Source organism: Streptococcus sp. 27098_8_148, from assembly GCF_041432105.1.
Taxonomy (GTDB): Bacteria; Bacillota; Bacilli; order Lactobacillales; family Streptococcaceae; genus Streptococcus; species Streptococcus parasanguinis_AE.
Genome location: NZ_JAPVYY010000001.1, coordinates 65817 through 90965, shown reverse-complemented (window position 1 = coordinate 90965; position 25149 = coordinate 65817). Strand labels below are relative to the sequence as shown.

Here is a 25149-nt window from a genome sequence, read left to right as displayed (position 1 = left end):
ACGAGGGCATGCTCCCTCTTATCCAAATACCAAGGCCCAGAATTTGGGCACAAAAATCACCAGTCCTGTTAGTAGGGCAAAACCTGATACGACAAGGACTGCTCCAGCCGCCATGTCTTTGGCATTCTTTGCCAACATGGAGAAATGGTAGTTACTAGCTAAATCCACCACATTTTCAATGGCTGAATTCATAATTTCAAAAGCAATCACCAAGGTGATGCTGAGCAATAAAAAGAGCCATTCTGTCGCAGAAATCCTAAATACCAAACCAGCAAGAATTGCAACAAGGGCTGATAAGGCATGCTTGCGCATATTGCGCTCTTCTTTGATCGCCGTGAAAATTCCTGTTATCGCAAACTCCAGGCTTGAAGTGAAGTCCCGATTTTTCCATTTTCTCTTATTGTCTTGTGAGTCCATAGGCTGTCAAAATCTCTTCCTGTAAGCCAAACATTTCCTTTTCTTCTTCCGGCGTATAGTGATCATAGCCATTGATGTGAAGAAAACCATGCACTGCTAAAAATCCCATTTCGCGCTCAAAGCTGTGGCCATATTCTTCGGCTTGCTCACGCGCTTTGTCAATTGAAATAAAGAGCTCACCAATATAGGTATCGAATTCAGCCATCATCTCTGCCAATTCTGGATTTTCTGCAAGGTCTTCCTCGTCAAAAGAAATCTCCATCTCTGGCTTGTATTCTAAACTGATGACATCCGTCGGACGATCCGTATCACGGTATTCAAGATTTAGTTCATGACTGCGTTCATTGGTTACAAAAGTCACAGCCATTTCCTTGTCTTCTTTCCCAATTTTTTTAGCAGCAAATTCTAAAATTTCTTGCGTTTGTTTTAAAATTTCGTCAGAGACTTGACCAGTCTCATCTACCATTTCAATATACATCTGGATCACCTCACTATTATCACTTCATTATAGCATAAAACCAGCCTATAGACTAGATACAGGCTGGTTTAAAATATAGATCCGTAGTTTTTCATATCAAAATATCAAGAAAGATATAATAATTTTTATTTTTTTGATCAGTCAAGACACTAATAAAACTTTCCGCCGTGAGAAAAGTGCTTGAAACAATACTGTTTCAAGCACTCGGGAGTTTTGAGACTTTAGGCTCAAAACTAAGTCATGGAACTTCGAAGAAGGTCGCTGACGTCCGTAATCACATGAGGAAAGTTTCTAAGAATCTTTTATCCCAGATATTAACCAGCTTATATCTAAAATATAGTCTGTTATATTGCAAAGATAAATCAGCTAGGGATTTTCCTCGTCTTAAACAGTGGAACTCATCTTACACCACTGTTTGCTGGATGGCATTCATCTGGGCATAGATCCCGCCTTGTGCAACCAGTTCTTCATGTCTACCACGTTCCACAATGCGTCCTTCGGATAAGACTAAGATCTGATCCGCATCTTGGATAGTGGACAAGCGATGGGCAATGATAAAGGTGGTCCGGCCCTTTTGCAGGACTGCCATAGCCTTCTGGATGATTTCTTCTGTTTCCGTATCGATGTGAGAGGTAGCCTCATCCAAAATCAGAATTTGCGGATTCATATAGAGCGTCCGAGCAAAGGAAATCAATTGGCGCTCGCCACTTGAAAAGGCGGATCCTTTTTCTACGACTGGATGGTCGATTCCCTTTTCAAGACGCTCTACAAAGGGCCAAGCCCCGACTTTTTTCAAGGCATCTTGGACCGCCTCCCGATCAATGTGATCCTGACTCATGGCCACATTACTAGCAATGGTTCCTGTAAATAGATAAGGATCCTGCAGGACAATCCCCATATGGCTTCGTAGGCTCTCACGAGAGACTTGGCGAATATCTTGACCATCGATCAAAATCGCTCCTTCTTGAGGATCATAAAAACGATAGAGCAGATTCATAATCGAAGACTTACCCGATCCAGTATGGCCCACAAGAGCGATGGTTTCCCCAGGGCTAGCCTGAAAGGCAATATCTCGCAGAACTGGCTTGCCTTCTTCATAGGCAAATTGAACGTCGTCAAACACGACTTGAGCTTTTTCTATCTTCAGTTCCGATGCACCATCGGCCTCTAAGGGTTGGTCTAAGAAAGCAAGGACTCGGCTCCCCGTTTCTAAGGATCGCCGAATATTCGGGAATTGACGACTAAGATTGGCCATGAGATCAAATAGATTAATCACATAGTTAATATTGATAAATAAGAAACCAGCCGTCACACCGATATTGCCTTGTAGGAAAGAAATCCCAGCGATGGTCAAAATGCCCGCAATCACTAAAAACTTGAGCAATTCCGTCAAGGTCCAAGAAGCAATGGAATCGGCTAAAAGGATTCGATCATTGGCTCCTAACATCTTCTGGGTAGTAGCTTCAAACTCCTCCACCACACCAGGCTCTTGATGATAGAGTTGAATCATACTGGCACCATGCAAGAGTTCATTGACCTGGGTATTGACCTCGCTTCTCGCATCAAAGAAATCCTTCATAGGCTGGTCCGTCATGACCTTGTAGAGATACTGGATCCCATAGAAAATCGGAAAGACCAAACACAAGAGAAGGCCCATCATAGGACTCAGGTAAAAGAGAATTCCTAAAATAAAGAGGAAACGCACCAAGTAGATGACTAGTATCATACAAGAGTTATAAAACTGGGTCCGCAAGGTCTCCGTATCATTGACAATTCTTGTCGCGATCTTCCCAGCCGGCTTATCATCAAAATAGGAAATAGGCAGCCCTTGCATGACTTGAAAGGCTTGGTCTCTCAGACTAGCCGTTACTTGGTTACTTCCATGCAGCAAGATCCGATTGCCCATGTAGCTAATCAGCTGTCCTAGGCTCAAGACCAAGAGATAGAATCCTCCCATCTGAATCAAGTCCCCTTGCCCGCCACCGTGGGTCAATGCGGTCAAAGGGCCATCGATCATCTTTTGGAGAAGAAAGGGAGACAATTCAGAAAAAATGGTGGCTAGTAAGAGGCAAATGAAGCCAGCAAGAAAGACAGTTGGATAAAGCGTGATCCTCGATAATAATCGTTTTAAAACTTTCATCTTATTCTCCTTCCTGTTTTTGTTGCCGTTGGTATTGTTCATAATACCATCCCTCTTGAGCTAATAAATCACTAGCCCTGCCTTCTTCTACAATCTGCCCTTGATCCAAGACGATGATCCAATCCGCCTGATGAACAGCAGACAAGCGATGAGAAACAATGATGGTCGTTTTGTCTTTTCGTTCCTTTTGAATCGTGTCAATAATGGACTGTTCAGTCTTAGCATCCACTGCAGAAAGGGAATCATCTAACAGCAAAAGTTCTGCATCTCTTAAGAAGGCACGCGCCAAAGAGATCCGTTGTTTTTGACCTCCTGATACAGAGACCCCTTTCTCACCGATCAGGGTGTCCATTCCATGAGACATCCGCTCGAGATCATCCGCAAAAGCAGCTTGGGCTACTGCTTCCACCAAGTCTTCTTGGCTGGCATCTTTTTTACCAAGCGCTATATTCTCACGGATAGACTTAGAAAATAAAATATGTTCTTGGGAAACATAACCAATTTTTTCTTCAATCGAGTGTCGGTTGTAGTCCACGATCGGTTGCTGGTTGATCAAAAACTCTCCCTCACCAACTGGGTACTGCCGCAAGAATTGTCGAACAAGGGTAGTCTTTCCTGCACCGGTACGACCAACAATCCCAACCGTCTGTCCTTTCTGGATGGTCCAATCAATGCCTGACAGGCTCTTTCGCTCAGCACCAGGATAGCTGAAAGAATAGTCCTTAAACTGCACCAAATCAATCTGCTCTAAGTAGTGAGGACCATCTGGCTCCAGATCATCCGTTTCATCAATCACTTCTTTTAATTTTTTATAGGACATTTGACCTGTCTGGTAGACCAAGATCAGGTCCGCCATCATCCACATAGGCTCAATTAAAAAGACCAAATACAGCTGTAAAGCCAATAACTTACCAAGGCTCAACTGCCCGCTTGCCAGGGACTGGCCTCCAAATTGCAGGAGCAAGACTGTCGAGAATCCAATAAACAAAAGGGCTAAAGGTCCAAAAGAATACTGGATAGAGGCAATTTTGTCCCCTGTTTTGGATAGACTGGCTGTTTTTTTCTGAAACTGTTTGACCTGCTGGTCCCGTCTACTATAGGCCCGCATGACCCGGATCCCTTCGATCGACTCCAAGACCTCATCGTTCAACTGAGCGACTGCTTCCCGGTTTTGCTCAACATACTCCTCCTGCTTTCTACTCAAAAAATAGGTAGAGACGACGAGGAAGATCATGGGAATAAAGGAAATCAAGGTTAATTGCCAAGAAATGAAAAACATGGTCGGAATAATAAAGGCAAACAAGCCACCGCCAAACAGGAGCACCATCATCCCATAACCCGCCATGTCGGCCATGCCATCGACATCTGTCGTAAAGCGCGTCAAGAGATCTCCTGAACGGAATTTCTCAAAAAAGGGACGCCGCATGGCTACTAGCTTACGAAAAGCTTGTCCCTGAAGGGTCGCCTTGAAATGGACTGACGACTGAAAGAGTCGCAACTGCCAATAAAAAGCCGTCAAATAATTGAGGATGGCTGACCCTACCAAGAGGACCATATCCCATACAAAGTTCGATTGCGTCAGCGTCTGCTGACTCAAATGATCCACTAAACGCTGGATAACTTGCGTCGGGATCAATAAGGTGTAATCATAAAGAATCAGGACCATAGCGATCTTCACATATCGCCACTTGCGCTCCCTGATATACTCCCAAATAGCTCTGATCATATATTCTCCTTTTCAAAATGGCACAGAAAAAACCCAAGCAAGGAGCTGAGTACGTGCTCAGTCCACACTTGGGCCTTCTGATGCCTATCACCAATTCAGTTAAGGCAGGTAAAAATGCATATAAAAAACCCAAGACAAACTCCTCCATCTTGGGTTCCATTTATAGTTTACATCGAACTCAACTGAGATTGGAGAAGCTGTGTATTCAATTGTGTCATCAAAACATCTACTTTGTTCATGATGGTTTTCTCCTTTCTCTTTGTTGTTCTAACTTTACCACGGATTTCCTTGCTTGTCAACGTTTTTTTGAAAATTGTTGAAAAAACCGGACTTTTAAAGATGGACTCGCAAAAAAAGAAGCCTAGATCTTCTCTAAGTTTCTCTCTTCTGATATGCTAGTTGCCGGGATTGAACCGGCGACCTCATCCTTACCATGGATGCGCTCTACCGACTGAGCTAAACCAGCAGTACCTATCTACTATATCATGGAGATAGGCCTTTTGTCAATATCCTGACTCATTTTTCTGCCAAATATTCTTCCTTAGTGAGGACATAATGAACTCTCGTCACCATTCTCCCTTCTTCATGCAAGTCTAGCATCGCGTAGGGCTCCTCGTGAGAATATTTCATCCCTGATTTGGCCATCACCCGTCCAGAAGCTGGGTTGTCCTGATCATGAACAGCAATGAGCTTGTTCATCCCTAACTGTTCAAAAGCCAAGGCAATGACTGCCTTGGTAGCCTCTGTCGCAAGACCCTGGTTCCAATAGTCTTTATTCAGAACATAGCCGATACTCCCCTTCTTCAGACAAAGATCCAAATCCAGCAAATCAATCGTCCCGATAAATTTTCCATTTTCTTTGAGCTCGATCCCCCATTTTCCAAGTGGGCTCGCTAGGTAAAAGAGGGCAATATTATTACGCGTCTCTTCAAGACTATGATTGGTTGCAAAGGTATAGCGCGTAACTGTCTCATCAGAAGCATACTCAAACATAGCTGGTGCATCATCAAGAGTGACCGGACGCAAGTGCAAACGCTCTGTCTCCACTTCACGATAAGCCGCTAACTTCACATATAAATTTTCCATTTGACACTCCTTCTTTAGGAATTAGTTTAGCAAATAACATAAAGTAAGGCAAGCTCAAATTTTTCTTGCTTTTTAACCCACTTTTCTATACAATAAAATCAATCAAAACAATCGGATAAGGAGTGAAAAGGTCATTGAGTCAAGAGAGCAATCTTACACCAATGGCCTTTTTACACCTAAATCTGAGCAAGGAGGCAAGAATGCTTATTGGTATTCCTAAAGAAATTAAAAACAACGAAAATCGGGTCGGTTTGACACCTGCAGGAGTACAAAGCTTGGTCAAGAAAGGGCATCAAGTTTTAGTAGAAACAAATGCCGGACTTGGTTCTGGCTTTGCAGATGAAGATTACGCCAAACAAGGAGCGACTATTGTTGCGACTGCTGCAGAAGCTTGGGCCGCTGAGATGGTGGTCAAAGTCAAAGAACCTCTTACTGAAGAATACGGCTTCCTTCGCGAAGACCTCTTGCTCTTCACTTACTTGCATATGGCTGCCGCACCTGAATTAGCGGACGCTATGGTCTCAGCTAAAACAACTGGGGTGGCCTACGAAACGGTGCGTGACCTTGATGGACAATTGCCTCTCTTGGTGCCAATGAGTGAGGTGGCTGGACGGATGGCCGTGCAAATCGGTGCTCACTTCCTGACCAAACAAGAAGGTGGATCAGGAGTCCTCCTAGGTGGGGTACCAGGTGTTCCCAAAGGGAAAGTCACCATCATCGGAGGCGGGGTCGTTGGAACCCACGCAGCTCGTATCGCCCTTGGACTCGGCGCCCAAGTGACCATCTTAGATATCAGCGCTAAACGTTTGGCTGTTCTGGAAGATGTCTTTGGCCACCAAATCCAAACCCTCATGTCCAACCCATTTAACATTGAAGCCAGCGTCCGTGATGCTGATGTTGTCATCGGTGCTGTCTTGATTCCTGGTGCTAAAGCTCCTAAATTAGTGACAGACGATATGGTTAAACAAATGCGTCCCGGTTCAGTCATCGTCGATGTGGCCGTTGACCAAGGTGGGGTTATTGAAACAGCAGACCGTGTCACAACGCATACGGAGCCAGTTTACGAAAAACATGGTGTGCTCCACTATGCCGTTGCCAATATCCCAGGGGCTGTCGCTCGTACCTCTACTATCGCCCTTACCAATGTGACCCTTCCTTATGTCGAATCCCTAGCTGACAATGGCTTCCACAATGCCATTGCCCTCGACGAAGGCCTGCGCCAAGGGGTCACCACTTACCAAGGTCACATCACTAGCCAACCCGTTGCTACCGGTTTAGAGCGTGACTTCACACCAATAGATGAATTGGTTTAAACTATCATAAAAGAATTACCATCGAAAAAAACAAACAACTTATTTTTTCATATGAACTAATTAAAAATGTTTTGGAAAAAACAAGTTGTTTTGAATTTTTTAAATCATTTTTAGAGACTTTCCGCCGTAAGAAAAGTGCTTGAAACAATTTAGTTTCAAGCACTCGGAATAATTGAGACCTTAGGCTCAATTATTAGTCATGGAACTTCTTGGATTGCTGAAATCATCCACTGGATAATTTCACCTAACCTCCGTTCTCACCTAAGGAAAGGCTAGGAGATGATTTTATCGTCAATTTAAGGCAAAGATCCGACGATCTTTGCCTTTTCTTTTATTCTTCTTCCACATCCGGTTTTTCTTTGAGGACTGGATTTGGGATGGGCTCGTAGGCCCGGATAATTTCTGCTACTACTGGATGGCGAACGACATCCTTGGCAGAGAAATGCACAAAGTCAATTTGAGAAATGTTCTTCAATTTCTCCTGAGCATCAATCAAGCCTGATTTGACATTTCGAGGAAGGTCAATCTGGCTGGTATCCCCATTGACAATCATCTTGGAATTAAAACCAAGACGGGTCAAAAACATCTTCATCTGCATGATGGTGGTATTTTGCGCTTCATCGAGAATGACAAAGGCATCGTCTAAGGTCCGCCCCCTCATATAAGCCAAAGGCGCAATCTCAATAATTTCTCGTTCCATCATCCGAGTGGTTTGGTCTTTCCCTAAAATTTGATAAAGAGCATCATAGACCGGACGTAGATAAGGGTCTACTTTTTCTTTGAGATCTCCTGGAAGGAAACCAAGGCTCTCTCCAGCTTCAACAGCAGGACGCGTCAAAATGATCCGCTTGACTTGACCACGCTTGAGGGCAGTCACAGCCAAGGTCACTGCTAGGAAGGTTTTCCCAGTCCCCGCTGGTCCAATCCCAAAAGTGACATCATGATTCTTGACACTATCCACATAGATCTTTTGACCAAGCGTTTTAACTCGAATGGGCTTACCGTAACTATCCTTGATAATCTCTTCTTCATAGAGAGCGATGAACTTATCCAATTCACCATTTCTCACCATGGTAATGGCGGTCACCACATCCGGCGTTCCAATGGTCATGCCACGGTTGACGAGGACCAAAAGAGCCTGGATGACTTGACGAACCTGCTCGCAGCTTTCTTCTTCCCCAATGATTTGGACGATTTCTGTCCGGGCGTGAATAGTTACCCCAAATTCTTGCTCCATCAAACGAAGATGGCGTTCGTTAGATCCAAACAAATGAAAGAGATCGTCTGGATGCGTTAATGTAATTTCAACTGAATGTTCTTGCAAATAAAGAACCTCTCTACCTGTATTTTTCTATTATTATAACAAAGAGGCCGAGAAAAAACCATCCTCGACCTATCCTTCTCTAGTGGGCTTGGTATTCTTCCCAAATCGCATCAAAATCGCCAAGATTAAAGGAAAAGCTCGCATGCTCTTCTAGATAGCGACTGACCTCGTCAAAGTCATCTGTATGCTTGGGAAAAGCAGACTCGTGAAAAGCAAGATCTGCTAGAATGGCCTTAGGAGCATTGCTTTTAGGATTACGCTCCGTCATCAACCAAGTATAAAACGATTTTCGCATAAGCCTCCTCTTAGATTAACTCTGTTCCAAACTGGTCCTGCTTGATTTTTTTGGCCTTCATCAAGCCACCCAAGGCCTTTTTGAACTGGCCTTTTGAAATCCCAAAAGTTGCCTTGATCTCTTCTGGAGATGATTTATCATTCAAGGTCATAAAGCCACCATTGGCTTCCAAATAGGTCAAAATCATTTGGGCATCGTTTTCCAACATTTCAAACGAACGTGGCTTCAAAGATAGGTTCAAGGTCCGGTCCACCTCACGAAATCCAATGACGCGGGCATTTAAGACCTCTCCCAAACGTGGTTCTGCATAGCGCTCACTTGGGTGGATAAAGCCCAGCATATTGTTCTCTGGAAGGTAAACAAAGGTTCCAGACAATTTCAAGCGGTAGACAATGGCTGGCCAGTTTTGGTTTTGCATATTGTTATAGGCTGGACGAGCAAAACGCTGAAAATCTTCCTGGTAGGCTAAGATCCCCCAAATCCGATCTTTCTTATCGACTTCTAAACGAATATAGAGACGATCGCCCTTTTTAGGCCATAGATCTTTGATCTCCGGTAGGATATCTAGTGAGACAACAATCTGCTTATCTGGAAGCCCTGTGTCCACAAAGACTCCCAAATCCTTGCGCACTTCCGTGACCGTTCCCCAGCCAAAGCTTTCTTGAGTTGCAGTGACTTCAAGTGTCGTGAGTCGGAGCTTTTGCTTCATATCCGTATAGGCAAAGCCCTTGACACTTTCTCCGACTTTGTGTGGGCCTTCTGCTTTATCAAGCGCGTAGGTCTGGCCATCTTTTTGAACAAAATAGAAGTGATCATTTTCATCGATGACCATTCCCATGATGTAGCTTGCTAGATTCGTATTCATGTTTCCTTCTTTCCTCTTGCCTCTTCACAAGAATAATGGAAATAAAACCCAGCCAGCAGTGCCAACTGAGTCTTTCTTTCCTGTAATGGTTGGGATGGATTAAACTTCCATCAATTCTTTTTCTTTGTGCGCTGTCATTTCATCTACATGCTTAACAGCATCATCCGTAACTTTTTGGATCTCTTTTTCAAGACCTTTCAATTCATCTTCTGTGATCTCTTTTGCTTTTTCTTGTTTCTTCGCTTCATCCATAGCATCACGACGGATGTTACGGATCGCTACTTTAGCATTTTCACCCACTTTTTTCACTTCTTTTGCCAAGTCACGACGAGTTTCTTCAGTCAAAGCTGGGATAACCAAGCGGATAACAGATCCATCGTTGGCTGGAGTGATACCAAGGTCAGAAGCATTGATGCTGTGCTCGATGTCTTTCAAAGATGATTTATCAAATGGTGTGATCAACAAGACACGCGCTTCTGGAATGGTGATAGATGCCAATTGGTTCAATGGTGTCTCTACTCCGTAGTATTCTACGAAAATACGATCCAAAAGACTTGCATTTGCACGTCCAGCACGGATGCTACCAAATTCACGTCCCAAACTTTGGTGAGACTGGGTCATTCTTTCTTTTGCTTTTTCTACGATTGGGTTTGCCATAATCTTCCTCTATTTTCTATTATTTTTCTACGTTATTTGATACGGTTGTACCGATATTTTCACCAAAGACAACGCGTTTGATATTGCCTGGTTCATTCATATTAAAGACAACCAAGTCAATGTCGTTGTCCATGGAGAGAGTAGAGGCTGTTGAGTCCATGATGCGAAGACCTTTGTTGATCACATCACGGTGAGTCAATTCCTCAAATTTCACAGCTGAAGCATCTTTTTTCGGATCGGCATTGTAAACACCATCGACCCCATTTTTGGCCATAAGAATGGCATCTGCTTCAATCTCAGCTGCACGAAGGGCTGCGGTCGTATCTGTTGAGAAGTAAGGAGAACCGATCCCTGCACCAAAGATCACGATCCGATCTTTTTCAAGGTGACGAAGGGCACGACCACGGATATATGGTTCTGCAACTTGTTGCATAGCAATCGCAGTTTGAACACGGGTATCCACGCCAACTTGTTGTAGCGAATCAGCCATCACAAGAGCGTTCATGACAGTACCGAGCATCCCTGTGTAGTCTGCTTGGACACGATCCATCCCTGCTTCAGCAGCAGGTTCTCCACGCCAAAGGTTTCCCCCTCCAATCACCAAGGCAATTTCAATTCCAAGTTCGTGAACTTCCTTGATTTCTTGGGCCATATTTTGGACAGTTTTGATATCGATTCCGACACCACGTTCGCCTGCAAGAGCCTCACCAGATAGCTTGATTAAGATACGTTTATACTTAGGTTCTACCATTTTCTCTCTCCTTTTTTGATCTGTATTATTTTACCATAAATTACGTTTTTTATATAGTCATATCCATCAAAATTTTCTTTTTTCCATCCGATTAGTTTTACCAACTGTAGCAAATAAAAATGGAGTACAAAAAAAGCTACCCGAAGGCAGCTTTTCATTTCAATTAAAGTGAGTTAACATCCACTTTGATACCAGGACCTTGAGTTGTAGTCAAAGTCAAGCTAGTTACGTAAGTACCTTTAGCTGTAGCTGGTTTTGCTTTTTGGATTGTGTCGTTGAAAGCTTTAAAGTTTTCAACCAATTTAGTATCATCGAATGAAACTTTACCGATGATCGCTTGAACGATACCTGCTTTATCAGCACGGTAAGTGATTTTACCACCTTTAGACTCTTCAACTGCTTTCGCAACATCCATTGTTACTGTACCAGTTTTAGGGTTTGGCATCAAGTTACGTGGTCCAAGGACACGTCCAAGACGTCCAACAAGAGCCATCATGTCAGGTGTAGCGATAACAACGTCGAAGTCCAACCAACCATCGTTGATTTTCGCAACAAGGTCATCTTCACCTACGAAGTCTGCACCAGCAGCTTTTGCTTCTTCAGCTTTTGCACCACGTGCAAATACAAGAACGCGAGCTGTTTTACCAGTTCCGTTTGGCAATACCATTGCACCACGGATTTGTTGGTCAGCTTTTTTCACGTCGATGTTCAAGTTGTATGCAACTTCTACAGTTGCGTCAAATTTTGCAAAGTTAGTTTCTTTTGCAAGAGCTACAGCTTCTTCTACGCTGTAGACTTTTGTGCTGTCGATTTTTTCAAGAGCAGCACGAAGTTGTTTGCTTTTTTTAGCCATTTTATCTTTCTCCTTGTAATGTGGTCATATCGATTTTCATCTCCCACGTCACTCGTCATTTGATCAAGTGTATTGCGGGCAAATAGGATTGTTACAATTAGTCAGTAACAGTGAATCCCATAGAACGAGCAGTACCTTCGATCATACGCATTGCAGACTCAATGTTTGCAGCGTTCAAATCTGGCATCTTAGTTTCAGCGATTTGTTGTACTTGTGCACGAGTTACAGTTGCAACTTTTGTTTTGTTCGGTGTACCTGAACCTTTTTCAACACCTGCAGCTTTTTTCAAAAGAACAGCAGCTGGTGGTGTTTTTGTAACGAAATCGAATGATTTGTCTTCATAAACAGTGATAACAACTGGGATGATCATACCAGCTTGATCAGCTGTACGAGCGTTAAACTCTTTAGTGAATCCCATGATGTTGATACCTGCTTGACCAAGCGCTGGACCAACCGGTGGAGCTGGAGTAGCTTTACCAGCAGGGATTTGCAATTTTACAAGTTTTTCGACTTTTTTAGCCATTTCTTAAATCCTCCTTTGTGGTTTTGGCGGTAATTACAGATTTTTACCTCCCACAAGTATGCTTTGTGCATACCTTTCTATTATACACGATTTCTCTTTTTTTGCAAGAAAAAATTAAAATATAGTAAACTTTTTTTTCGTTTTATGATAGAATGAAGCTATGTTAATCAAAGTTGCTTCTGTATTATTTATTTTTTTAACGCTGATTCTGAGCGGCATCATCATTCACCTCTTTAAACTCCAAAAAAGAGGATGGCGATCCACTGATATTGCCTTTCCTTTATTTGCCTTGGAGTACTACCTGATCTCAGACAGCGCCTTTTATCACAGCCTCTTACCGCTACTAGCTTTAAGCCTTTCGCTTTTAGCCTTGGGGCTAACGATTTATTTCTTAAAAAAGAAAAAGTGTTTTTATTACCCTAAATTTATCAAATACTTCTGGCGCGCTGGATTTCTAGTCACCTTCTTGCTCTATCTGATCCTAACCGCTAGTTTGTTTATCTAATGCCAAAAAGAGGCTGGGACAAAAGTCCTAGCCTCTTAATTGTTTTTGGATTGTCGAGCAAGACGCAGTGGTTGAGTGGGCTCTACTACGCTGATTTCATCAGCTTTTACAGCCCTACTCAACTGTGTGGAGGTGGGACGACGAAATCGAATTCTAACGAATGACCGATTTCTGTCCCACTCTCTTTCTTTTATTTCTTCCGATGAAAGAACCAGCCCACTAGTTTCTTGAAGACTTGAATCAATATGAGAGCAAGAACCGCCATGATGGCGCAGATAAGCAGCGTTTGAAGCCTCAAGGGGCTCATGTTGAAGAATTTTCCTAAGATACTACTTGAAACCAGAAAAGCTAGGATATTTCCTAGGAGAACCAGTCTCTTGTAGTGATTGAGAGGCTGGGATTCTTGGTAGATGATGGTAAAACCGACGAAGGCCATCAAGCAGATGGCTACACTCGAGAGCTCTTCTGACCTCATGCCAAATGTTGAAGAGAGCAATACCAGACTGAAGATCAGTATAAAATCCGTCAAGGCAGCAGGTAGCGCATTTTTAAAGACCGTTTCAATAAAGCGCCCCTTGATGCGCTCGCTATTGGTCTCGAGCGCTAGAAAGAATCCTGGAATCCCAATCGTAAATCCACTGATCAAAGACATCTGCGACGGCATGATGGGATAGGTAAAGGCTAAGAGCGTCACTGAGATAGCCAACAGAATGGAGAAGATATTCTTGATCAAAAAGAGACTAGCTGATCGTTGAATGTTATTGACCACACGACGACCTTCTGCCACGATAGACGGCATCTTCCCAAAGTCAGAATCCAGTAAGACCACTTGCGCCATCTTTTTGGTCGCATCATTTCCAGATTCCATCGCAATACTACAATCCGCTGTTTTGAGGGCCAGAATATCATTGACGCCATCTCCGGTCATAGCTACTTTATGCCCCTTTGCCTGCAAGCCTTCTACAAGGCTTTTCTTTTGCTCTGGGGTCACCCGACCAAAGACTGTATACTGGCTCGCTGCCTGGTGCATGTCTTCTTCCGTCAGTAAAGTTCTGGCATCGATTAGATCCTCTGCTCCTTCAATTCCTGCTTTTTGTGCAATAGCTGAGACGGTAGCAGGGTTGTCCCCTGAAATGACCTTAATGGTTACACCTTGTTCTTTAAAGTAGGCGAAGGTTTCTTTGGCATTTTTTCTCAAAGGATTGGAGAGAATAATCCAGGCTACCAAATCTACAGGAGCCTCTAACGTCTCTCTAAGGTCTTCTCCCCTATATTTTCCAAAGGCCAAGACCCGATGGCCTGCCTGAGTAGCAGGGGCGATCTCTTTTTCAAGCTCAGAGAAGCTCTCTCGTAAAACAAATTCTGGAGCGCCTAATACATAGATCCCCGATTCAAAGGCAATGGCCCCATACTTTTTCTTGGACGTAAAGGGCAGTATTTCAAGAGTCTTCCAAGGACGGCTGACTGGCGTCTTGTGGAATTTTCGGATCGCATCCATGGTATCGTTTTGATCCATACTAGCTTCTACATACTGAGCTAGAGCTTCCAAGTCTTGAGCGTCTTTAACTGGACGAATCTCTGTCACTTCCATACCAGGCTCTGTAATGGTCCCTGTCTTATCGACACAAAGGACATCCACGCGCGATAATGTCTCAATCCCCTTCATGCTATTGAGCAGAACCTTTTCCTTGGCCAATCTGACAGCACCAAGAGCCAGTGCCAAGGTCATCAAGAGGTACAAACCTTCTGGAATCATCCCGATCAAGGCTCCGACTGTTGAAGTCACACTGAGCTTTAGGCTATCGCCTAGGCTGATATAGCTACGAAGAAAAAGGAGGGAACCTAGCGGAATGATAAGGAGACCAATGATCCCTACGATGCGGTTAACTGCATGAACCATATCAGACTCCTCATGGGACTTGACCTGCTTGGCTTCCAAGCTCAATTGGTTGATGTAGGAGTCATTCCCCACTTTTTCCAATCGTGCCAGTCCTTGACCAGCAATCACAAAGCTACCTGACATGAGCGCATCTTGCGCTCCTTTTTTGACCTCATCAGCTTCACCTGTCAATTGCGATTCATCGACTTTTAGCTCGCCCTCCAGCAAGACCCCATCCGCATAGATCTGATCTCCAGCTTGAAAGAGAACCAGATCACCCTCCACCAGCTGATCGATAGGTAGAGCGACTTCTTTGCCTTCGCGAAGAGCGATCGCCTCACTCATGTGTAGAAATTGCATCTGACGCAAGATCCGTCTAGAGCGGACTTCCTGCACAATACCAACTAAGGAGTTGACCACGACAATCGGGACAAACAAGAGATTGTTCCAAGATTTCACTGCTACCAGCAAAATAGCCAAAATCAAAAATATCAGATTAAAGTAGGTAAAGACATTGTCTCGAATGATCTGTCCTAGGCTTTTTTCTGTCTTGATTGTGACCTTATTTTGCTTGCCCTCTTGGATCTTTTCCGCTACTTCTTCCTGACTGAGTCCTTCTAATCTAACCATTGCTTTCCTCACTCATGTATTTCCAAGGGCAATCCTTCTGGATCGAAGAAAAATGCCATCTTCTTGCCATCAAAATCATCATAGCGAAGGCCTGTATTCTCAATACCTAGCTGATCCAATCTAGCTAGATAGGTCTCTACATCGTCCACTTGAAAGGCCAGATGACGCAGTCCCGCATGCTCGGGCAAGGGGAGCTTCGGACGGTCTGGGGCCGTCGGTTTGATAAAGAGTTCTAAAGTCAGCTGCCCCTGACGGAGATTGATCAAGATATCTCCGCGTTCAGGACGGTCATACTCACTGACAATCGCAAAGCCCAACTGGTCCACATAAAAGTGCAACATGGCGTCGCGATCCCGTCCAATGATGGCAATATGATGAATCGTGTCTAACTTCATCTGGTCCTACTTTCTATTTTCTATAAAAAGAAAAGGGAGTGGGCCATATGCCCTTTTTCCCTATCCTTATGATTGTTGCAACACTTTTCGAGGCTTAGTCCCTTCAGCTGGTCCAATCACACCCGCTGCTTCCAACTCTTCCATGAGGCGAGTCGCCCGGTTAAAACCAACCGATAAGCGGCGCTGGATCATCGAAGCACTGGCTTTTTGGGTCTCGATGACGAGCGCTTTGGCCTCTTCAAAGAGAGGATCACCTTCATCAGAGCCACCCATGCCTCCGTCAAAGTCTGACTCCGATACTTCTCCTGGATCAAAGGCATCATCATAATCAGCTTCTGCCTGCTCTTTGACAAAGTTGACAATCCGCTCCACATCATCATCAGAGATAAAGGATCCTTGTAGACGGATCGGGTGATTTTCATCAATCGGTTTAAAGAGCATATCCCCGCGACCGAGCAATTTCTCTGCTCCATTTTCATCTAAGATGGTCCGTGAGTCGGTCCCAGATGATACCGCAAAAGCGACACGGGAAGGCACATTGGCCTTGATCAAACCGGAGATAACGTCAACCGATGGTCGCTGAGTTGCCAAGATCATGTGGATCCCCGCTGCACGCGCCTTTTGTCCAAGGCGAATAATAGCATCTTCCACTTCTTTACTTGCGACCATCATCAAGTCTGCCAACTCATCAACAATGACCACAATCAATGGAAGGGGAACTTGCTTCATCTCAGACTGGGCATTGTACTCAGCCACCTTGGCATTAAAGCCAGCAATATTGCGAGCACCCACTTTCGAGAAGAGCTCGTAGCGATTTTCCATCTCATCAACGACCTTCTGCAGGGCTCGACTGGCCTTTCGTGGGTTGGTCACAACTGGGATCAAAAGGTGAGGAATATCATTGTAGACTGAAAGCTCCACCATCTTTGGATCGACCATCATAAACTTGACTTCGTCCGGACGGGCCTTCATCAAGATACTCGAAATAATCCCATTGACCGCTACTGACTTACCAGATCCGGTCGAACCCGCTACCAAGAGGTGGGGCATCCGAGCCAAATCAAAAGTCCGAGCTGAACCATCTACAGCCTTCCCAAGAGGAATCTCAAGGAGTTTAGCTGGATCTGTTTTGGACTGCTCCCACAATTCACGGAAGGAAACGGTCGCAATCTCTGAGTTGGGCACTTCAATCCCGACCAGAGACTTCCCTGGAATTGGTGCTTCAATCCGCACATCCTTGGCAGCTAGGGCCAAGGCCAAATCATCTGCTAGGTTGGAGATGCGGTTGACCCGCACACCAACAGCTGGCTTGACTTCATACTTGGTGACAGAAGGACCGATCTCTGCCCGCTCCACTGTCGCCTTGATATTGAAGCTTGCAAAGGTTTCTTCCAAAATGCGGATATTCTGACGAACGATGTTTTTCTCTTTGGATTGATTTTTGGGCTTGTCAGGTGCGAAGAGATCAATGGTTGGAAGCTTGTACTGGAGGAGTTCCTTAGGTGTGAAATCCACTTGAACTTCTTCTCCATCGTCCTCGAATTCTTCGGCTTCCGGAAGCTCTTCGTATGCTTCAGGCTCTTCAGGCCATTCTTCATCTGGCAGGTAGATCTCTGGTGTTGCTGGTGCGACAATTTCGGCTTCTGGGAAGGTCTCTGTGAACGGCTCTTCCGCCAGCACCTCTCCCGTTTCAGGGTCTACAGGATGCCCTTCCATTGAAAGGGGAGATGGAAGAACTGCACTTGCTTCTTCTTGCTCTCTTTCAGCTGCAGCAGCTTCCTCAGCAGCTCTCGCTTCTTTTTCAAGGAATTTCTGCTCGCGACGTTCTTTGCGTTTTTCCATAGAAGCGTGGAAGGCTTCCGATCCCTTTTCAAACAAATCATAGATGGAGTAAGGACTCATCAAGAGGATCCCCAATCCAATAAAGAGAAGGCCAATAAAATAAGAGCCAATATTTGAAAACAGGAAGGAAATCGGAGCATAAAGAAGGGCACCGATCATACCACCACCGGCAAAACTCTCCACTCGCAGATGAATCAAGTCTGCCATGATTCTTGAAAAAGTGACCTTGATTCCATTATTGTCTAAATGAAGGGAGGATACAAAGAAGGCCTGAAACATCAAAAGAACCCCAACAAAGAAGCTTAGGAATCCTGAAATCACCCCTTCGTGTTTATCCAGCCATTTAAAGGCATAAAGGTAGAAGAAGGTCGCTAAAATAGCCAAATAAGCCAAACTTCCGACAAAAAGACGGATCAAATTATAGGCTAAGACCCCTACTGCCCCCAATTTCAAGGCCGCAAAAATTAAGACCAGACTAATCAGAATGGTCGCAATCATGCGATGAATTGCTTTTTTTCTTTCTAATTCTGCTTTGGACAGTCGTCTTGTCGACCGTGTTTTTTTTGATTGATTATTGTTTGCCATAACCTTTATTATATCACATTTCCAAGCTAGTTCTCTAGTAAAATCTCTTCCATAAATTTGTAGCAGAAAGCAGAAAAACAGCACCGAGTGGGCACTGTTCTTTAGAGCTGTTTAGAACGATATTCAATGATGTTCAAATTCCAAAATGGTTCTTACTCAGATTTTTTATCCTCCGGTGTGATGGTATCTAGAACTTGGTCGAATTTTTGCTCTCTTTCCAAGTCATGATCCATTTGAATGATATCGATTTGATCTTGTAAATTTGTCTGTTGGACTTGTGGTTTATATAGTGAGGTAAATCCTACTCCAATCACCAGTAGATTCGCTCCAAGGACGCAAAGTCTTTTGACATGCCAAGCCATCGGCAAGGGAATTTTTGCTCCGAAACCTGATTTCTTGACCCAATCCGGATGGTCTCGCATCACGCGATTTGCTGCCATCAGAGGCTTCAAGTAGCCAAAGAGCGCAATGACCGTTGTCAAACCAATACCCCGAAAACGATTCTGATTGGACGGAGAAACATGGTTCACATCCATAAATACCATTCCCGTAATCACTAAAATAATGACCAGTAATAAGCCCAAAGATCTCCAAAGAACTTCTCTACGGTAACATTTCAATTCATCAAACGACATCTCGTTAAAATTCTTATTCATTTTTTAATAACTCCTTGTGTTTTTTCAGGTATTGTTTGCCATACCATTCTTCTACTGACTTACCTTCCCAGTTTCGGTATTCTTCAGGATATTTCCATTTGTAGTAGGCTTGGAGGAAGTATGGTAAGCCTATAAAAGCACTGACAGCAAGCACTACTATATTACAAAAGATCCACAGCAATAAAAAGCCAAATGCCTTGATGGAAGTTGAAACATCTAATGAAAAGATTCCCAAAATATGCTTGATAATGATCCCTATTCCTAAAATAGCCATCCCATAAAGAGAAATCATTTTTGCGATCTTATTAAGGAAAGTATCTTCCGAAGCCTCTGCATACATAAGTTTTCTTAATCCTGCTAACGCAATTGTAAACAGCATGTAAGTTGCTATCATCATGATTCCATAAATGGCAATGATTTCCGCAGTGGATAGATTGGCCAATAAAATGTCAAAAACAACTAGATCTATTTCCAATATGAACCAAACCAAAAATGTAAAAACGTGAAACTGATAGCGATATGGTAACAGGTAAGCTCGTTTCACCCACTTTCCAATCACAACGAAAGAAAGCCAAATGAGAACCAAGATTAAAAATACATTTACTGTTAAGGATTCATGCTTAGCTATTGGAAGAGTTAACGTCTTGCTTTCATGAAATTCCATTGATACAATCAACAGAAAGAAGTTAAAACCGACAGGAAAAATAAGGGATAAAATAAAACTTCGAATTCGAAACCAAAGAGAAGCATGCCCATTCTTAAAAAATTTCGCTGTCTTATCATGTTGCTCTTGCTGTAACTTTACAAACCCATCGTCTTCGAGATTGAGACTTTCTTCAAAACTGGCTTTAAAGATCGATTTCTTCATTCTTATCTTCCAACAACTCCTTGTGTTTTTTCAGGTACTTCTTACCATACCACTCTTCCAGTGATTTTCCTTCGAACTCTCGATATTCTTCTGAATATTTATTTCGATAGTAACCATACAGTGAATGGGGCAAAAGTAATATAAAATACATACCCAAAAATATCACATTCATTAGAAATATCATACCAATCACTGATACTACACCTATAATATCGGTTCTAACTTCTCCGATTTGTGGAAAAAAGAATTTTAAAACCATCCAAATTGCAACAATTCCTCCAGCAAATCCTGTAACTAATTGAATTTGTTTAGATTGAGAACCATTATCAGTTTGTTTTTCATATAATCGAGTTCGAATTGAAGATATTCTTTTTCGAATAATCATCCCATCAATGATTCCAATTAGAGAATAAATTACAAGTAAACCAGGAATGGTTAAAGTTCTCCCAAAACCACTAATAAAGAATAAATTAACAAACAATATCATCCATATTATATACAAGTTTCCATTTAGAATGCTAACATATGGAACTTTTGCAATGTATTGTTTTCTACAATTGACTTTACTTATGGCATACCACAAAAAACCGCACAAGAAAAATAACCAGAATGGCAAAAAATTGATGCCCCAAGTTTTCACAGTCATGCCATTCTGTGGATGGGCAATATTTGAATCGGTTATTGCTGATAGTCCAAACAGGAACAAAATCCCCAAAAATGAAAATAGTTTCCTAGCAATACTAAATGGCTTTGTGTAGATTTTGCGACTATTTGTGTCCTTGACCATATAATCGATAAAGCCATCGTGACGCAAACGACGGCTTTCATAAAAATTAGCCTTAAAGATTGATTTCTTCATTCTTACCTTCCAAAAACTCCTTGTGTTTGTTCAGGCTCTTTCAATTAATCTCTATTTCGATTAGAGGATTTACAGATGACTGCCCTCATCCTCCAAGTATTGTTTAGCCTTTCGAACGATATAGAGTGACTCATCTTCTGAAATCAACTTACGAAAAAGCTCTTTCGCTCTATCCTTATCACCTTTAAGAGTAGCATTCAAGGCTTGGTAGTAGATAATTTCCAACTGTTGATACTTGAAGTCATTGCTTAAGTCTTCGAAATAGTCATTGCTTTGGTGGGCAATGGTTAAATCATAAAAAGCGAGACAGACCTTTTTAGTTTTCTCAGCTAAAGTCGGGTCTGTGATGGTCAATTCATTCAACCGACCCTCCAGTTCTTCTCTAGTCAAATCAGGATCTGTGAGAACAGTAGATCGCATGAGATAACTCTCAAAAAAGTTCTTATATTTCTGCGGACAATCCGTCTGACTGATTGCTTCTCTAGCTTCCTTTATAACAGTATCAAAATCTCCCATCATAAACGAATAGGCAACCGATGTCAGCTTAATATCTATCTGTAAAATGGGCTTTTTCACATTCTTGTTCAACTGAAGGTATTGCTGCCAAAAAGCTAAATCTAAGTCTACATGGAGCAAGGTGTTGCACTTGTTGGTGTAGCTTTTCTTGAGCAATTGGATGAATAAAATCAAGCATGCAATAACCAATAAAACGCCAGCAGTCTGAAGAAGAGTATCCCTGACCACTAATCCAATGCAAAAGATCAGAAGCATTGCTAACAAGCCTGCAGATCTAATATAGAGTCTATAGTTTTTGCGTAGAGTTTTATAATCCAATTTGTAGCCTCCTATTCATGATACGGTTTTTGAGGGAATTCGTTCATTTTCAAACAAATTAACATATCTCCCATCATACCGAATTTTCCATCTATACGCAACTTCCTTCTTAATTAGTGATTTATCAAATGTTATCGGTCTTGAAACAACCTCAGAAAATAGAGAATCCCGTCCAGATTTGAAAGTATCGCAAAATTAAGGTACAATAGAGAAAGACAACTATGTTGGAAAGGAAGAATATGAAAAAATTAATCGCACTACTATTATTTTCCGGCTTGGCTTTGACAGCTTGTTCGTCCAATAAGACAGACGCTAGCTCTTCAAGCGCAAGCAAAGAAAAGACAGAGCAGACAGCAACTTCTAGCTCTAGTGAAAAAGATCAAAAGAAAATTGAACAAGAACAAAAGAAATTAGAACAACTGCGCAAAGATTTTAACGATGCCATGACCAATGAAAATGCAGTTTTTCCACAGCTCTCAAATGAAGTGGCTGAAGACGAAGCAGAAGTTAAAATCACAACAACTGAAGGCGACATCACTGTCAAGCTCTTCCCTAAATATGCTCCACTTGCAGTTGAAAACTTCTTGACCCACGCAAAAGAAGGCTACTACAATGGCTTACTTTTCCACCGTGTCATTAACAACTTTATGATCCAAACTGGGGATCCTAAGGGAGATGGTACTGGTGGCGAATCCATCTGGAAGGGCAAAGACAAATCCAAAGATTCAGGTACTGGTTTTGAGAATGAGTATTCTCCATACCTTTACAACCTTCGTGGAGCCCTTGCCATGGCCAATTCTGGTCCAAATACCAATGGGAGTCAATTCTATATCAACCAAAATAAGGATGATATTTCAAGTAAACTCCCAACTGACCGCTTCCCAGCTAAGATCATCGATGCTTATAAAAATGGTGGAAATCCAACCCTCGATGGTGGTAACTACACTGTCTTTGGCCAAGTGATCGATGGCATGGATGTGGTCGATAAAATCGCCTCTGCCGAAACTGATGATAAGGACAAACCAAAAACAGACATAAAGATTGAAAAAATCGAGATCTTAAAAGACTATAATTTCAAGAAATAATGAAAAGAGAACCGAGAGGCTCTCTTTTTAAGATATTGATAAACATTTTACATAAAATTAGCTAATAGATTCATTGGTAAAAAAAAGAATTCTAATTATTTAAGTCATTCATCTACTGAAACTTTCCGCCGTGAGAAAAGTGCCTGAAACAGATTTGTTTCAGGCACACGGAATTATTGAGACCTTAGGCTCAATAATTAGTCATGGAACTTCCTGGATTGCTGAAATCATCCACTGGATATTTTCACCTAACCTCCGTACTCACCTAAGGAAAGTTTCTAAGAAGAATCTGAAAAGAGAACCATGCGGTTCTCTTTTTGTCTTTAAGTCAATTCATTAAAGTCCCAGATTTGGTCCATCCAGCCTTCATAGAAGTCTGGCTCGTGGCAAACCATGAGGATCGATCCCTTGTACTCTTTCAGAGCCCGTTTCAATTCATCTTTGGCATCCACATCCAAGTGGTTGGTCGGCTCGTCTAGTACCAAGACATTATTTTCACGATTCATCAAGAGACAGAAGCGTACCTTGGCTTGCTCTCCACCGGATAACACCTGGATTTGGCTCTCGATATGCTTGGTAGTCAAACCACAGCGAGCAAGGGCTGCACGGACTTCTGCTTGGTTGAGAGCTGGAAAGGCATTCCAAACTGCTTCAAGCGGGGTCTGACGATTGCCACCTTCGACCTCTTGCTCGAAGTAGCCAAGCTCTAGGTAGTCTCCACGCTCGACTTCACCAGCGATTGGTGGGATGATTCCCAGCAAGCTCTTCAAGAGAGTGGTTTTCCCGATCCCGTTGGCCCCGATGATGGCCACCTTTTGATTGCGCTCGAAGGTTAAGTTCAAAGGCTTGGTCAACGGACGGTCATAGCCAATCTGAAGATCTTTGGCTTGGAAGATAAAGCGTCCAGGAGTCCGGGCATTTTTAAATTCAAAGGAGGGTTTTGGTTTCTCACTTTGCAACTCAATGAGTTCCATCTTGTCCAGCTTCTTCTGACGAGACATGGCCATGTTCCGTGTAGCCACACGCGCCTTATTGCGGGCTACGAAATCTTTCAAATCAGCAATCTCTTTTTGCTGGCGCTCATAAGCCGCTTCCAATTGCGATTTCTTCATTTCATAGACTTCAAGGAATTGGTAGTAGTCTCCGGAATAGCGGGTTAACTGCTGATTTTCCACATGGTAGACGATGTTGATCACATCGTTCAAGAAAGGAATATCATGGGAAATGAGGACAAAGGCATTTTCATAATTTTGCAAGTAGCGTTTGAGCCAATCGATGTGCTCTGCATCCAAGTAGTTGGTTGGCTCGTCCAAGAGAAGGATATCTGGTTTCTCAAGTAAGAGTTTGGCCAAGAGGACTTTGGTCCGTTGCCCACCTGACAAGGAGGTCACATCTGTGTCCATGCCAAAGTCCATAACCCCAAGAGCACGGGCCACTTCATCGATCTTGGCATCCAAGGTATAAAAATCACGACTTTCTAGACGCTCTTGGAGTTCTCCTACTTCTTCCATCAAAGCATCGACATCGTCTCCCTCTTCCGCCATGGCCATATAGAGGTCATTGATGCGAGATTCAGCTGTGAACAACTCATCAAAAGCTGTCCGTAAAACATCGCGAACTGTTTGTCCTTCTTCTAAGACCGAATGCTGATCCAGGTAACCTGCCGTCACATACTTAGACCACTCGACCTTCCCTTCGTCAGGTTGCATCTTACCAGTCACGATGCTCATGAAGGTGGATTTCCCTTCACCATTGGCCCCGACAAGACCGATATGTTCTCCCTTTAGCAAACGGAAGGACACATCCTCAAAAATCGCACGGTCCCCAAAACCGTGACTCAAATTTTTCACTTCTAAAATACTCATGCTTGACTCTCTTTCATTGATTTCACTCGTATGATTATATCATCTTCACTACAAAATGAAAAGGGAGCCCAACTCCCTTTAGAATATATATAAATAAATTATAAGTAAGATAGGTTACGCGATTTTGTCAAGAAATCAAAATAAGTTCTAACTTATGAATCTCATAAAGAATATACCGAAACTTTCCGCCGTGAGAAAAGTGCTAGAAACATTATTGTTTCTAGCACTCGGGAGTTTTGAGACCTTAGGCTCAAAACTAAGTCATGGAACTTCTTTGAAGTTCGCTGACGTCCGTACTCACCCAAGGAAAGCTTCTGGCATACCTTTATTATAGATCTGAAGAAAATCCAACTCCCTTTTCTTTTACAAACCTAAGTCTGCGTATGGTTTTCGGTAGCCCACTTGAACAACTTTTCCGTCTTTGACAAGCAAAGGCCGCTTGATCAGCATACCGTCTGAAGCAAGGAGATCCGCCGCTTCTTTCACTGTCAGTTGATCCACCTTATCTTTCAAACCGAGTTCACGGTATTTCATCCCGCTAGTATTGAAGAAAGACTTGATCGGTAGGCCAGACGCTGCTATCCAGTCTTGCAATTCTTGGCTAGTCGGTGTTTCTGTGACGATGTTTTGGCTTTGAAAGTCATATTGGAGACCGTCCAATTCTGATTTAGCCTTTCGACAAGTCGAACATTTTGGGTATTCAATAAAGGTATACATC

24 protein-coding genes and 1 tRNA gene are annotated in these 25149 nt (G+C 42.9%); 3 read left to right on the top strand and 22 right to left on the bottom strand.

Translation table 11 applies throughout. The annotated features are described in order from the left end of the window. Window positions 1–18 precede the first annotated feature (18 nt). The 6 genes from O3646_RS00455 to O3646_RS00430 all read right to left on the bottom strand — a co-directional run bounded on the left by O3646_RS00455 (window position 19) and on the right by O3646_RS00430 (window position 5847). Entirely contained in the window at window positions 19–417 is a 399-nt protein-coding gene (locus O3646_RS00455) for a diacylglycerol kinase family protein (RefSeq protein WP_003008202.1), read from the bottom strand. Continuing rightward, on the bottom strand, window positions 398–895 hold the full coding sequence (ybeY, locus tag O3646_RS00450; RefSeq protein ID WP_013903932.1) for an rRNA maturation RNase YbeY: 498 nt from the start codon (window positions 893–895) through the stop codon (window positions 398–400). Before ybeY ends, O3646_RS00455 begins: the two co-directional genes overlap by 20 nt. 403 nt (window positions 896–1298) lie before the next feature. Next, window positions 1299–3035, bottom strand: a complete 1737-nt coding sequence (tetB(46), locus tag O3646_RS00445; RefSeq protein WP_371610355.1) for a tetracycline efflux ABC transporter Tet(46) subunit B — start codon at window positions 3033–3035, stop codon at window positions 1299–1301. Window position 3036: 1 nt separating this feature from the next. After that, window positions 3037–4761, bottom strand: a complete 1725-nt coding sequence (gene tetA(46), locus O3646_RS00440) for a tetracycline efflux ABC transporter Tet(46) subunit A (protein WP_371610354.1) — start codon at window positions 4759–4761, stop codon at window positions 3037–3039. A 393-nt stretch (window positions 4762–5154) separates the two neighbouring features. Next, window positions 5155–5227 (bottom strand) — tRNA-Thr (locus O3646_RS00435). Between the two features lie 50 nt (window positions 5228–5277). Then, a complete protein-coding gene (locus O3646_RS00430) occupies window positions 5278–5847 on the bottom strand; it encodes a GNAT family N-acetyltransferase (RefSeq protein WP_371610353.1) in 570 nt (189 codons plus the stop codon). 200 nt (window positions 5848–6047) lie between these two features. Between O3646_RS00430 and ald the strand changes: the two genes are divergently transcribed. Then, entirely contained in the window at window positions 6048–7160 is a 1113-nt protein-coding gene (gene ald, locus O3646_RS00425) for an alanine dehydrogenase (RefSeq protein WP_371610352.1), read from the top strand. 331 nt (window positions 7161–7491) lie between these two features. Here ald and O3646_RS00420 read toward each other — a convergent pair whose 3' ends face one another. The 7 genes from O3646_RS00420 to rplK all read right to left on the bottom strand — a co-directional run bounded on the left by O3646_RS00420 (window position 7492) and on the right by rplK (window position 12428). Further along, window positions 7492–8484, bottom strand: coding sequence for a PhoH family protein (locus O3646_RS00420; protein WP_223345232.1), 993 nt, complete (start codon window positions 8482–8484; stop codon window positions 7492–7494). A 79-nt stretch (window positions 8485–8563) separates the two neighbouring features. Further along, entirely contained in the window at window positions 8564–8779 is a 216-nt protein-coding gene (locus O3646_RS00415) for a YozE family protein (RefSeq protein WP_003005127.1), read from the bottom strand. Between the two features lie 10 nt (window positions 8780–8789). Continuing rightward, on the bottom strand, window positions 8790–9644 hold the full coding sequence (gene cvfB, locus O3646_RS00410; RefSeq protein ID WP_371610351.1) for an RNA-binding virulence regulatory protein CvfB: 855 nt from the start codon (window positions 9642–9644) through the stop codon (window positions 8790–8792). A gap of 99 nt (window positions 9645–9743) precedes the next feature. Then, complete coding sequence (gene frr, locus O3646_RS00405) at window positions 9744–10301, bottom strand: ribosome recycling factor (RefSeq protein WP_003005165.1); 558 nt, start codon at window positions 10299–10301, stop codon at window positions 9744–9746. 19 nt (window positions 10302–10320) lie between these two features. After that, window positions 10321–11052 carry a UMP kinase gene (gene pyrH / locus O3646_RS00400; protein WP_003005706.1) on the bottom strand — a complete coding sequence of 244 codons (732 nt, stop codon included), beginning with the start codon at window positions 11050–11052 and terminating at the stop codon, window positions 10321–10323. A 163-nt stretch (window positions 11053–11215) separates the two neighbouring features. Then, on the bottom strand, window positions 11216–11905 hold the full coding sequence (gene rplA / locus O3646_RS00395; protein WP_003005355.1) for a 50S ribosomal protein L1: 690 nt from the start codon (window positions 11903–11905) through the stop codon (window positions 11216–11218). Between the two features lie 97 nt (window positions 11906–12002). Next, window positions 12003–12428: a 50S ribosomal protein L11 gene (gene rplK, locus O3646_RS00390; protein WP_003005369.1), complete on the bottom strand. Its 426-nt coding sequence runs from the start codon at window positions 12426–12428 to the stop codon at window positions 12003–12005. A gap of 160 nt (window positions 12429–12588) precedes the next feature. Here rplK and O3646_RS00385 point away from each other — a divergent pair, with 160 nt between their 5' ends. Beyond that, entirely contained in the window at window positions 12589–12933 is a 345-nt protein-coding gene (locus O3646_RS00385) for a DUF3397 family protein (RefSeq protein ID WP_201089572.1), read from the top strand. A gap of 190 nt (window positions 12934–13123) precedes the next feature. Here the strand turns inward: O3646_RS00385 and O3646_RS00380 are convergent, their stop codons facing one another. From O3646_RS00380 to O3646_RS00350, 7 genes are all read right to left on the bottom strand, one after another. Further along, window positions 13124–15442 (bottom strand): HAD-IC family P-type ATPase, encoded by a 2319-nt coding sequence (locus O3646_RS00380; protein WP_371610350.1) that lies wholly within the window; start codon window positions 15440–15442, stop codon window positions 13124–13126. An 8-nt stretch (window positions 15443–15450) separates the two neighbouring features. Beyond that, window positions 15451–15837 (bottom strand): VOC family protein, encoded by a 387-nt coding sequence (locus O3646_RS00375; RefSeq protein ID WP_195326747.1) that lies wholly within the window; start codon window positions 15835–15837, stop codon window positions 15451–15453. Between the two features lie 66 nt (window positions 15838–15903). Then, complete coding sequence (locus O3646_RS00370; RefSeq protein ID WP_371610349.1) at window positions 15904–18264, bottom strand: DNA translocase FtsK; 2361 nt, start codon at window positions 18262–18264, stop codon at window positions 15904–15906. A gap of 152 nt (window positions 18265–18416) precedes the next feature. After that, window positions 18417–18920: a hypothetical protein gene (locus tag O3646_RS00365; RefSeq protein ID WP_371610348.1), complete on the bottom strand. Its 504-nt coding sequence runs from the start codon at window positions 18918–18920 to the stop codon at window positions 18417–18419. Further along, a complete protein-coding gene (locus tag O3646_RS00360) occupies window positions 18913–19788 on the bottom strand; it encodes a hypothetical protein (RefSeq protein WP_371610347.1) in 876 nt (291 codons plus the stop codon). The genes O3646_RS00365 and O3646_RS00360 overlap by 8 nt, the downstream gene beginning before the upstream one ends. Beyond that, window positions 19769–20647 carry a hypothetical protein gene (locus tag O3646_RS00355; RefSeq protein ID WP_129824020.1) on the bottom strand — a complete coding sequence of 293 codons (879 nt, stop codon included), beginning with the start codon at window positions 20645–20647 and terminating at the stop codon, window positions 19769–19771. The genes O3646_RS00360 and O3646_RS00355 overlap by 20 nt, the downstream gene beginning before the upstream one ends. 69 nt (window positions 20648–20716) lie before the next feature. Beyond that, window positions 20717–21481, bottom strand: a complete 765-nt coding sequence (locus tag O3646_RS00350) for a hypothetical protein (protein WP_070675040.1) — start codon at window positions 21479–21481, stop codon at window positions 20717–20719. A gap of 239 nt (window positions 21482–21720) precedes the next feature. Between O3646_RS00350 and O3646_RS00345 the strand changes: the two genes are divergently transcribed. Continuing rightward, window positions 21721–22566 carry a peptidylprolyl isomerase gene (locus O3646_RS00345; RefSeq protein WP_070675041.1) on the top strand — a complete coding sequence of 282 codons (846 nt, stop codon included), beginning with the start codon at window positions 21721–21723 and terminating at the stop codon, window positions 22564–22566. A gap of 323 nt (window positions 22567–22889) precedes the next feature. On the opposite strand, the gene O3646_RS00340 is transcribed toward O3646_RS00345, so the two are convergent. After that, window positions 22890–24431, bottom strand: a complete 1542-nt coding sequence (locus O3646_RS00340; RefSeq protein ID WP_129824019.1) for an ABC-F family ATP-binding cassette domain-containing protein — start codon at window positions 24429–24431, stop codon at window positions 22890–22892. A gap of 363 nt (window positions 24432–24794) precedes the next feature. After that, complete coding sequence (locus O3646_RS00335; protein ID WP_049523248.1) at window positions 24795–25148, bottom strand: arsenate reductase family protein; 354 nt, start codon at window positions 25146–25148, stop codon at window positions 24795–24797. Between the last annotated feature and the right edge of the window lies 1 nt (window position 25149).

Bases quoted from the DNA above. Each gene is read 5' to 3' on its own strand.
- O3646_RS00455 (WP_003008202.1), bottom strand. From the start codon at position 417: ATGGACTCACAAGACAATAAGAGAAAATGGAAAAATCGGGACTTCACT.
- ybeY (WP_013903932.1), bottom strand. From the start codon at position 895: ATGTATATTGAAATGGTAGATGAGACTGGTCAAGTCTCTGACGAAATT.
- O3646_RS00430 (WP_371610353.1), bottom strand. From the start codon at position 5,847: ATGGAAAATTTATATGTGAAGTTAGCGGCTTATCGTGAAGTGGAGACA.
- ald (WP_371610352.1), top strand. From the start codon at position 6,048: ATGCTTATTGGTATTCCTAAAGAAATTAAAAACAACGAAAATCGGGTC.
- O3646_RS00415 (WP_003005127.1), bottom strand. From the start codon at position 8,779: ATGCGAAAATCGTTTTATACTTGGTTGATGACGGAGCGTAATCCTAAA.
- cvfB (WP_371610351.1), bottom strand. From the start codon at position 9,644: ATGAATACGAATCTAGCAAGCTACATCATGGGAATGGTCATCGATGAA.
- frr (WP_003005165.1), bottom strand. From the start codon at position 10,301: ATGGCAAACCCAATCGTAGAAAAAGCAAAAGAAAGAATGACCCAGTCT.
- pyrH (WP_003005706.1), bottom strand. From the start codon at position 11,052: ATGGTAGAACCTAAGTATAAACGTATCTTAATCAAGCTATCTGGTGAG.
- rplA (WP_003005355.1), bottom strand. From the start codon at position 11,905: ATGGCTAAAAAAAGCAAACAACTTCGTGCTGCTCTTGAAAAAATCGAC.
- rplK (WP_003005369.1), bottom strand. From the start codon at position 12,428: ATGGCTAAAAAAGTCGAAAAACTTGTAAAATTGCAAATCCCTGCTGGT.
- O3646_RS00385 (WP_201089572.1), top strand. From the start codon at position 12,589: ATGTTAATCAAAGTTGCTTCTGTATTATTTATTTTTTTAACGCTGATT.
- O3646_RS00380 (WP_371610350.1), bottom strand. From the start codon at position 15,442: ATGGTTAGATTAGAAGGACTCAGTCAGGAAGAAGTAGCGGAAAAGATC.
- O3646_RS00375 (WP_195326747.1), bottom strand. From the start codon at position 15,837: ATGAAGTTAGACACGATTCATCATATTGCCATCATTGGACGGGATCGC.
- O3646_RS00370 (WP_371610349.1), bottom strand. From the start codon at position 18,264: ATGGCAAACAATAATCAATCAAAAAAAACACGGTCGACAAGACGACTG.
- O3646_RS00365 (WP_371610348.1), bottom strand. From the start codon at position 18,920: ATGAATAAGAATTTTAACGAGATGTCGTTTGATGAATTGAAATGTTAC.
- O3646_RS00360 (WP_371610347.1), bottom strand. From the start codon at position 19,788: ATGAAGAAATCGATCTTTAAAGCCAGTTTTGAAGAAAGTCTCAATCTC.
- O3646_RS00355 (WP_129824020.1), bottom strand. From the start codon at position 20,647: ATGAAGAAATCAATCTTTAAGGCTAATTTTTATGAAAGCCGTCGTTTG.
- O3646_RS00345 (WP_070675041.1), top strand. From the start codon at position 21,721: ATGAAAAAATTAATCGCACTACTATTATTTTCCGGCTTGGCTTTGACA.
- O3646_RS00340 (WP_129824019.1), bottom strand. From the start codon at position 24,431: ATGAGTATTTTAGAAGTGAAAAATTTGAGTCACGGTTTTGGGGACCGT.
- O3646_RS00335 (WP_049523248.1), bottom strand. From the start codon at position 25,148: ATGTATACCTTTATTGAATACCCAAAATGTTCGACTTGTCGAAAGGCT.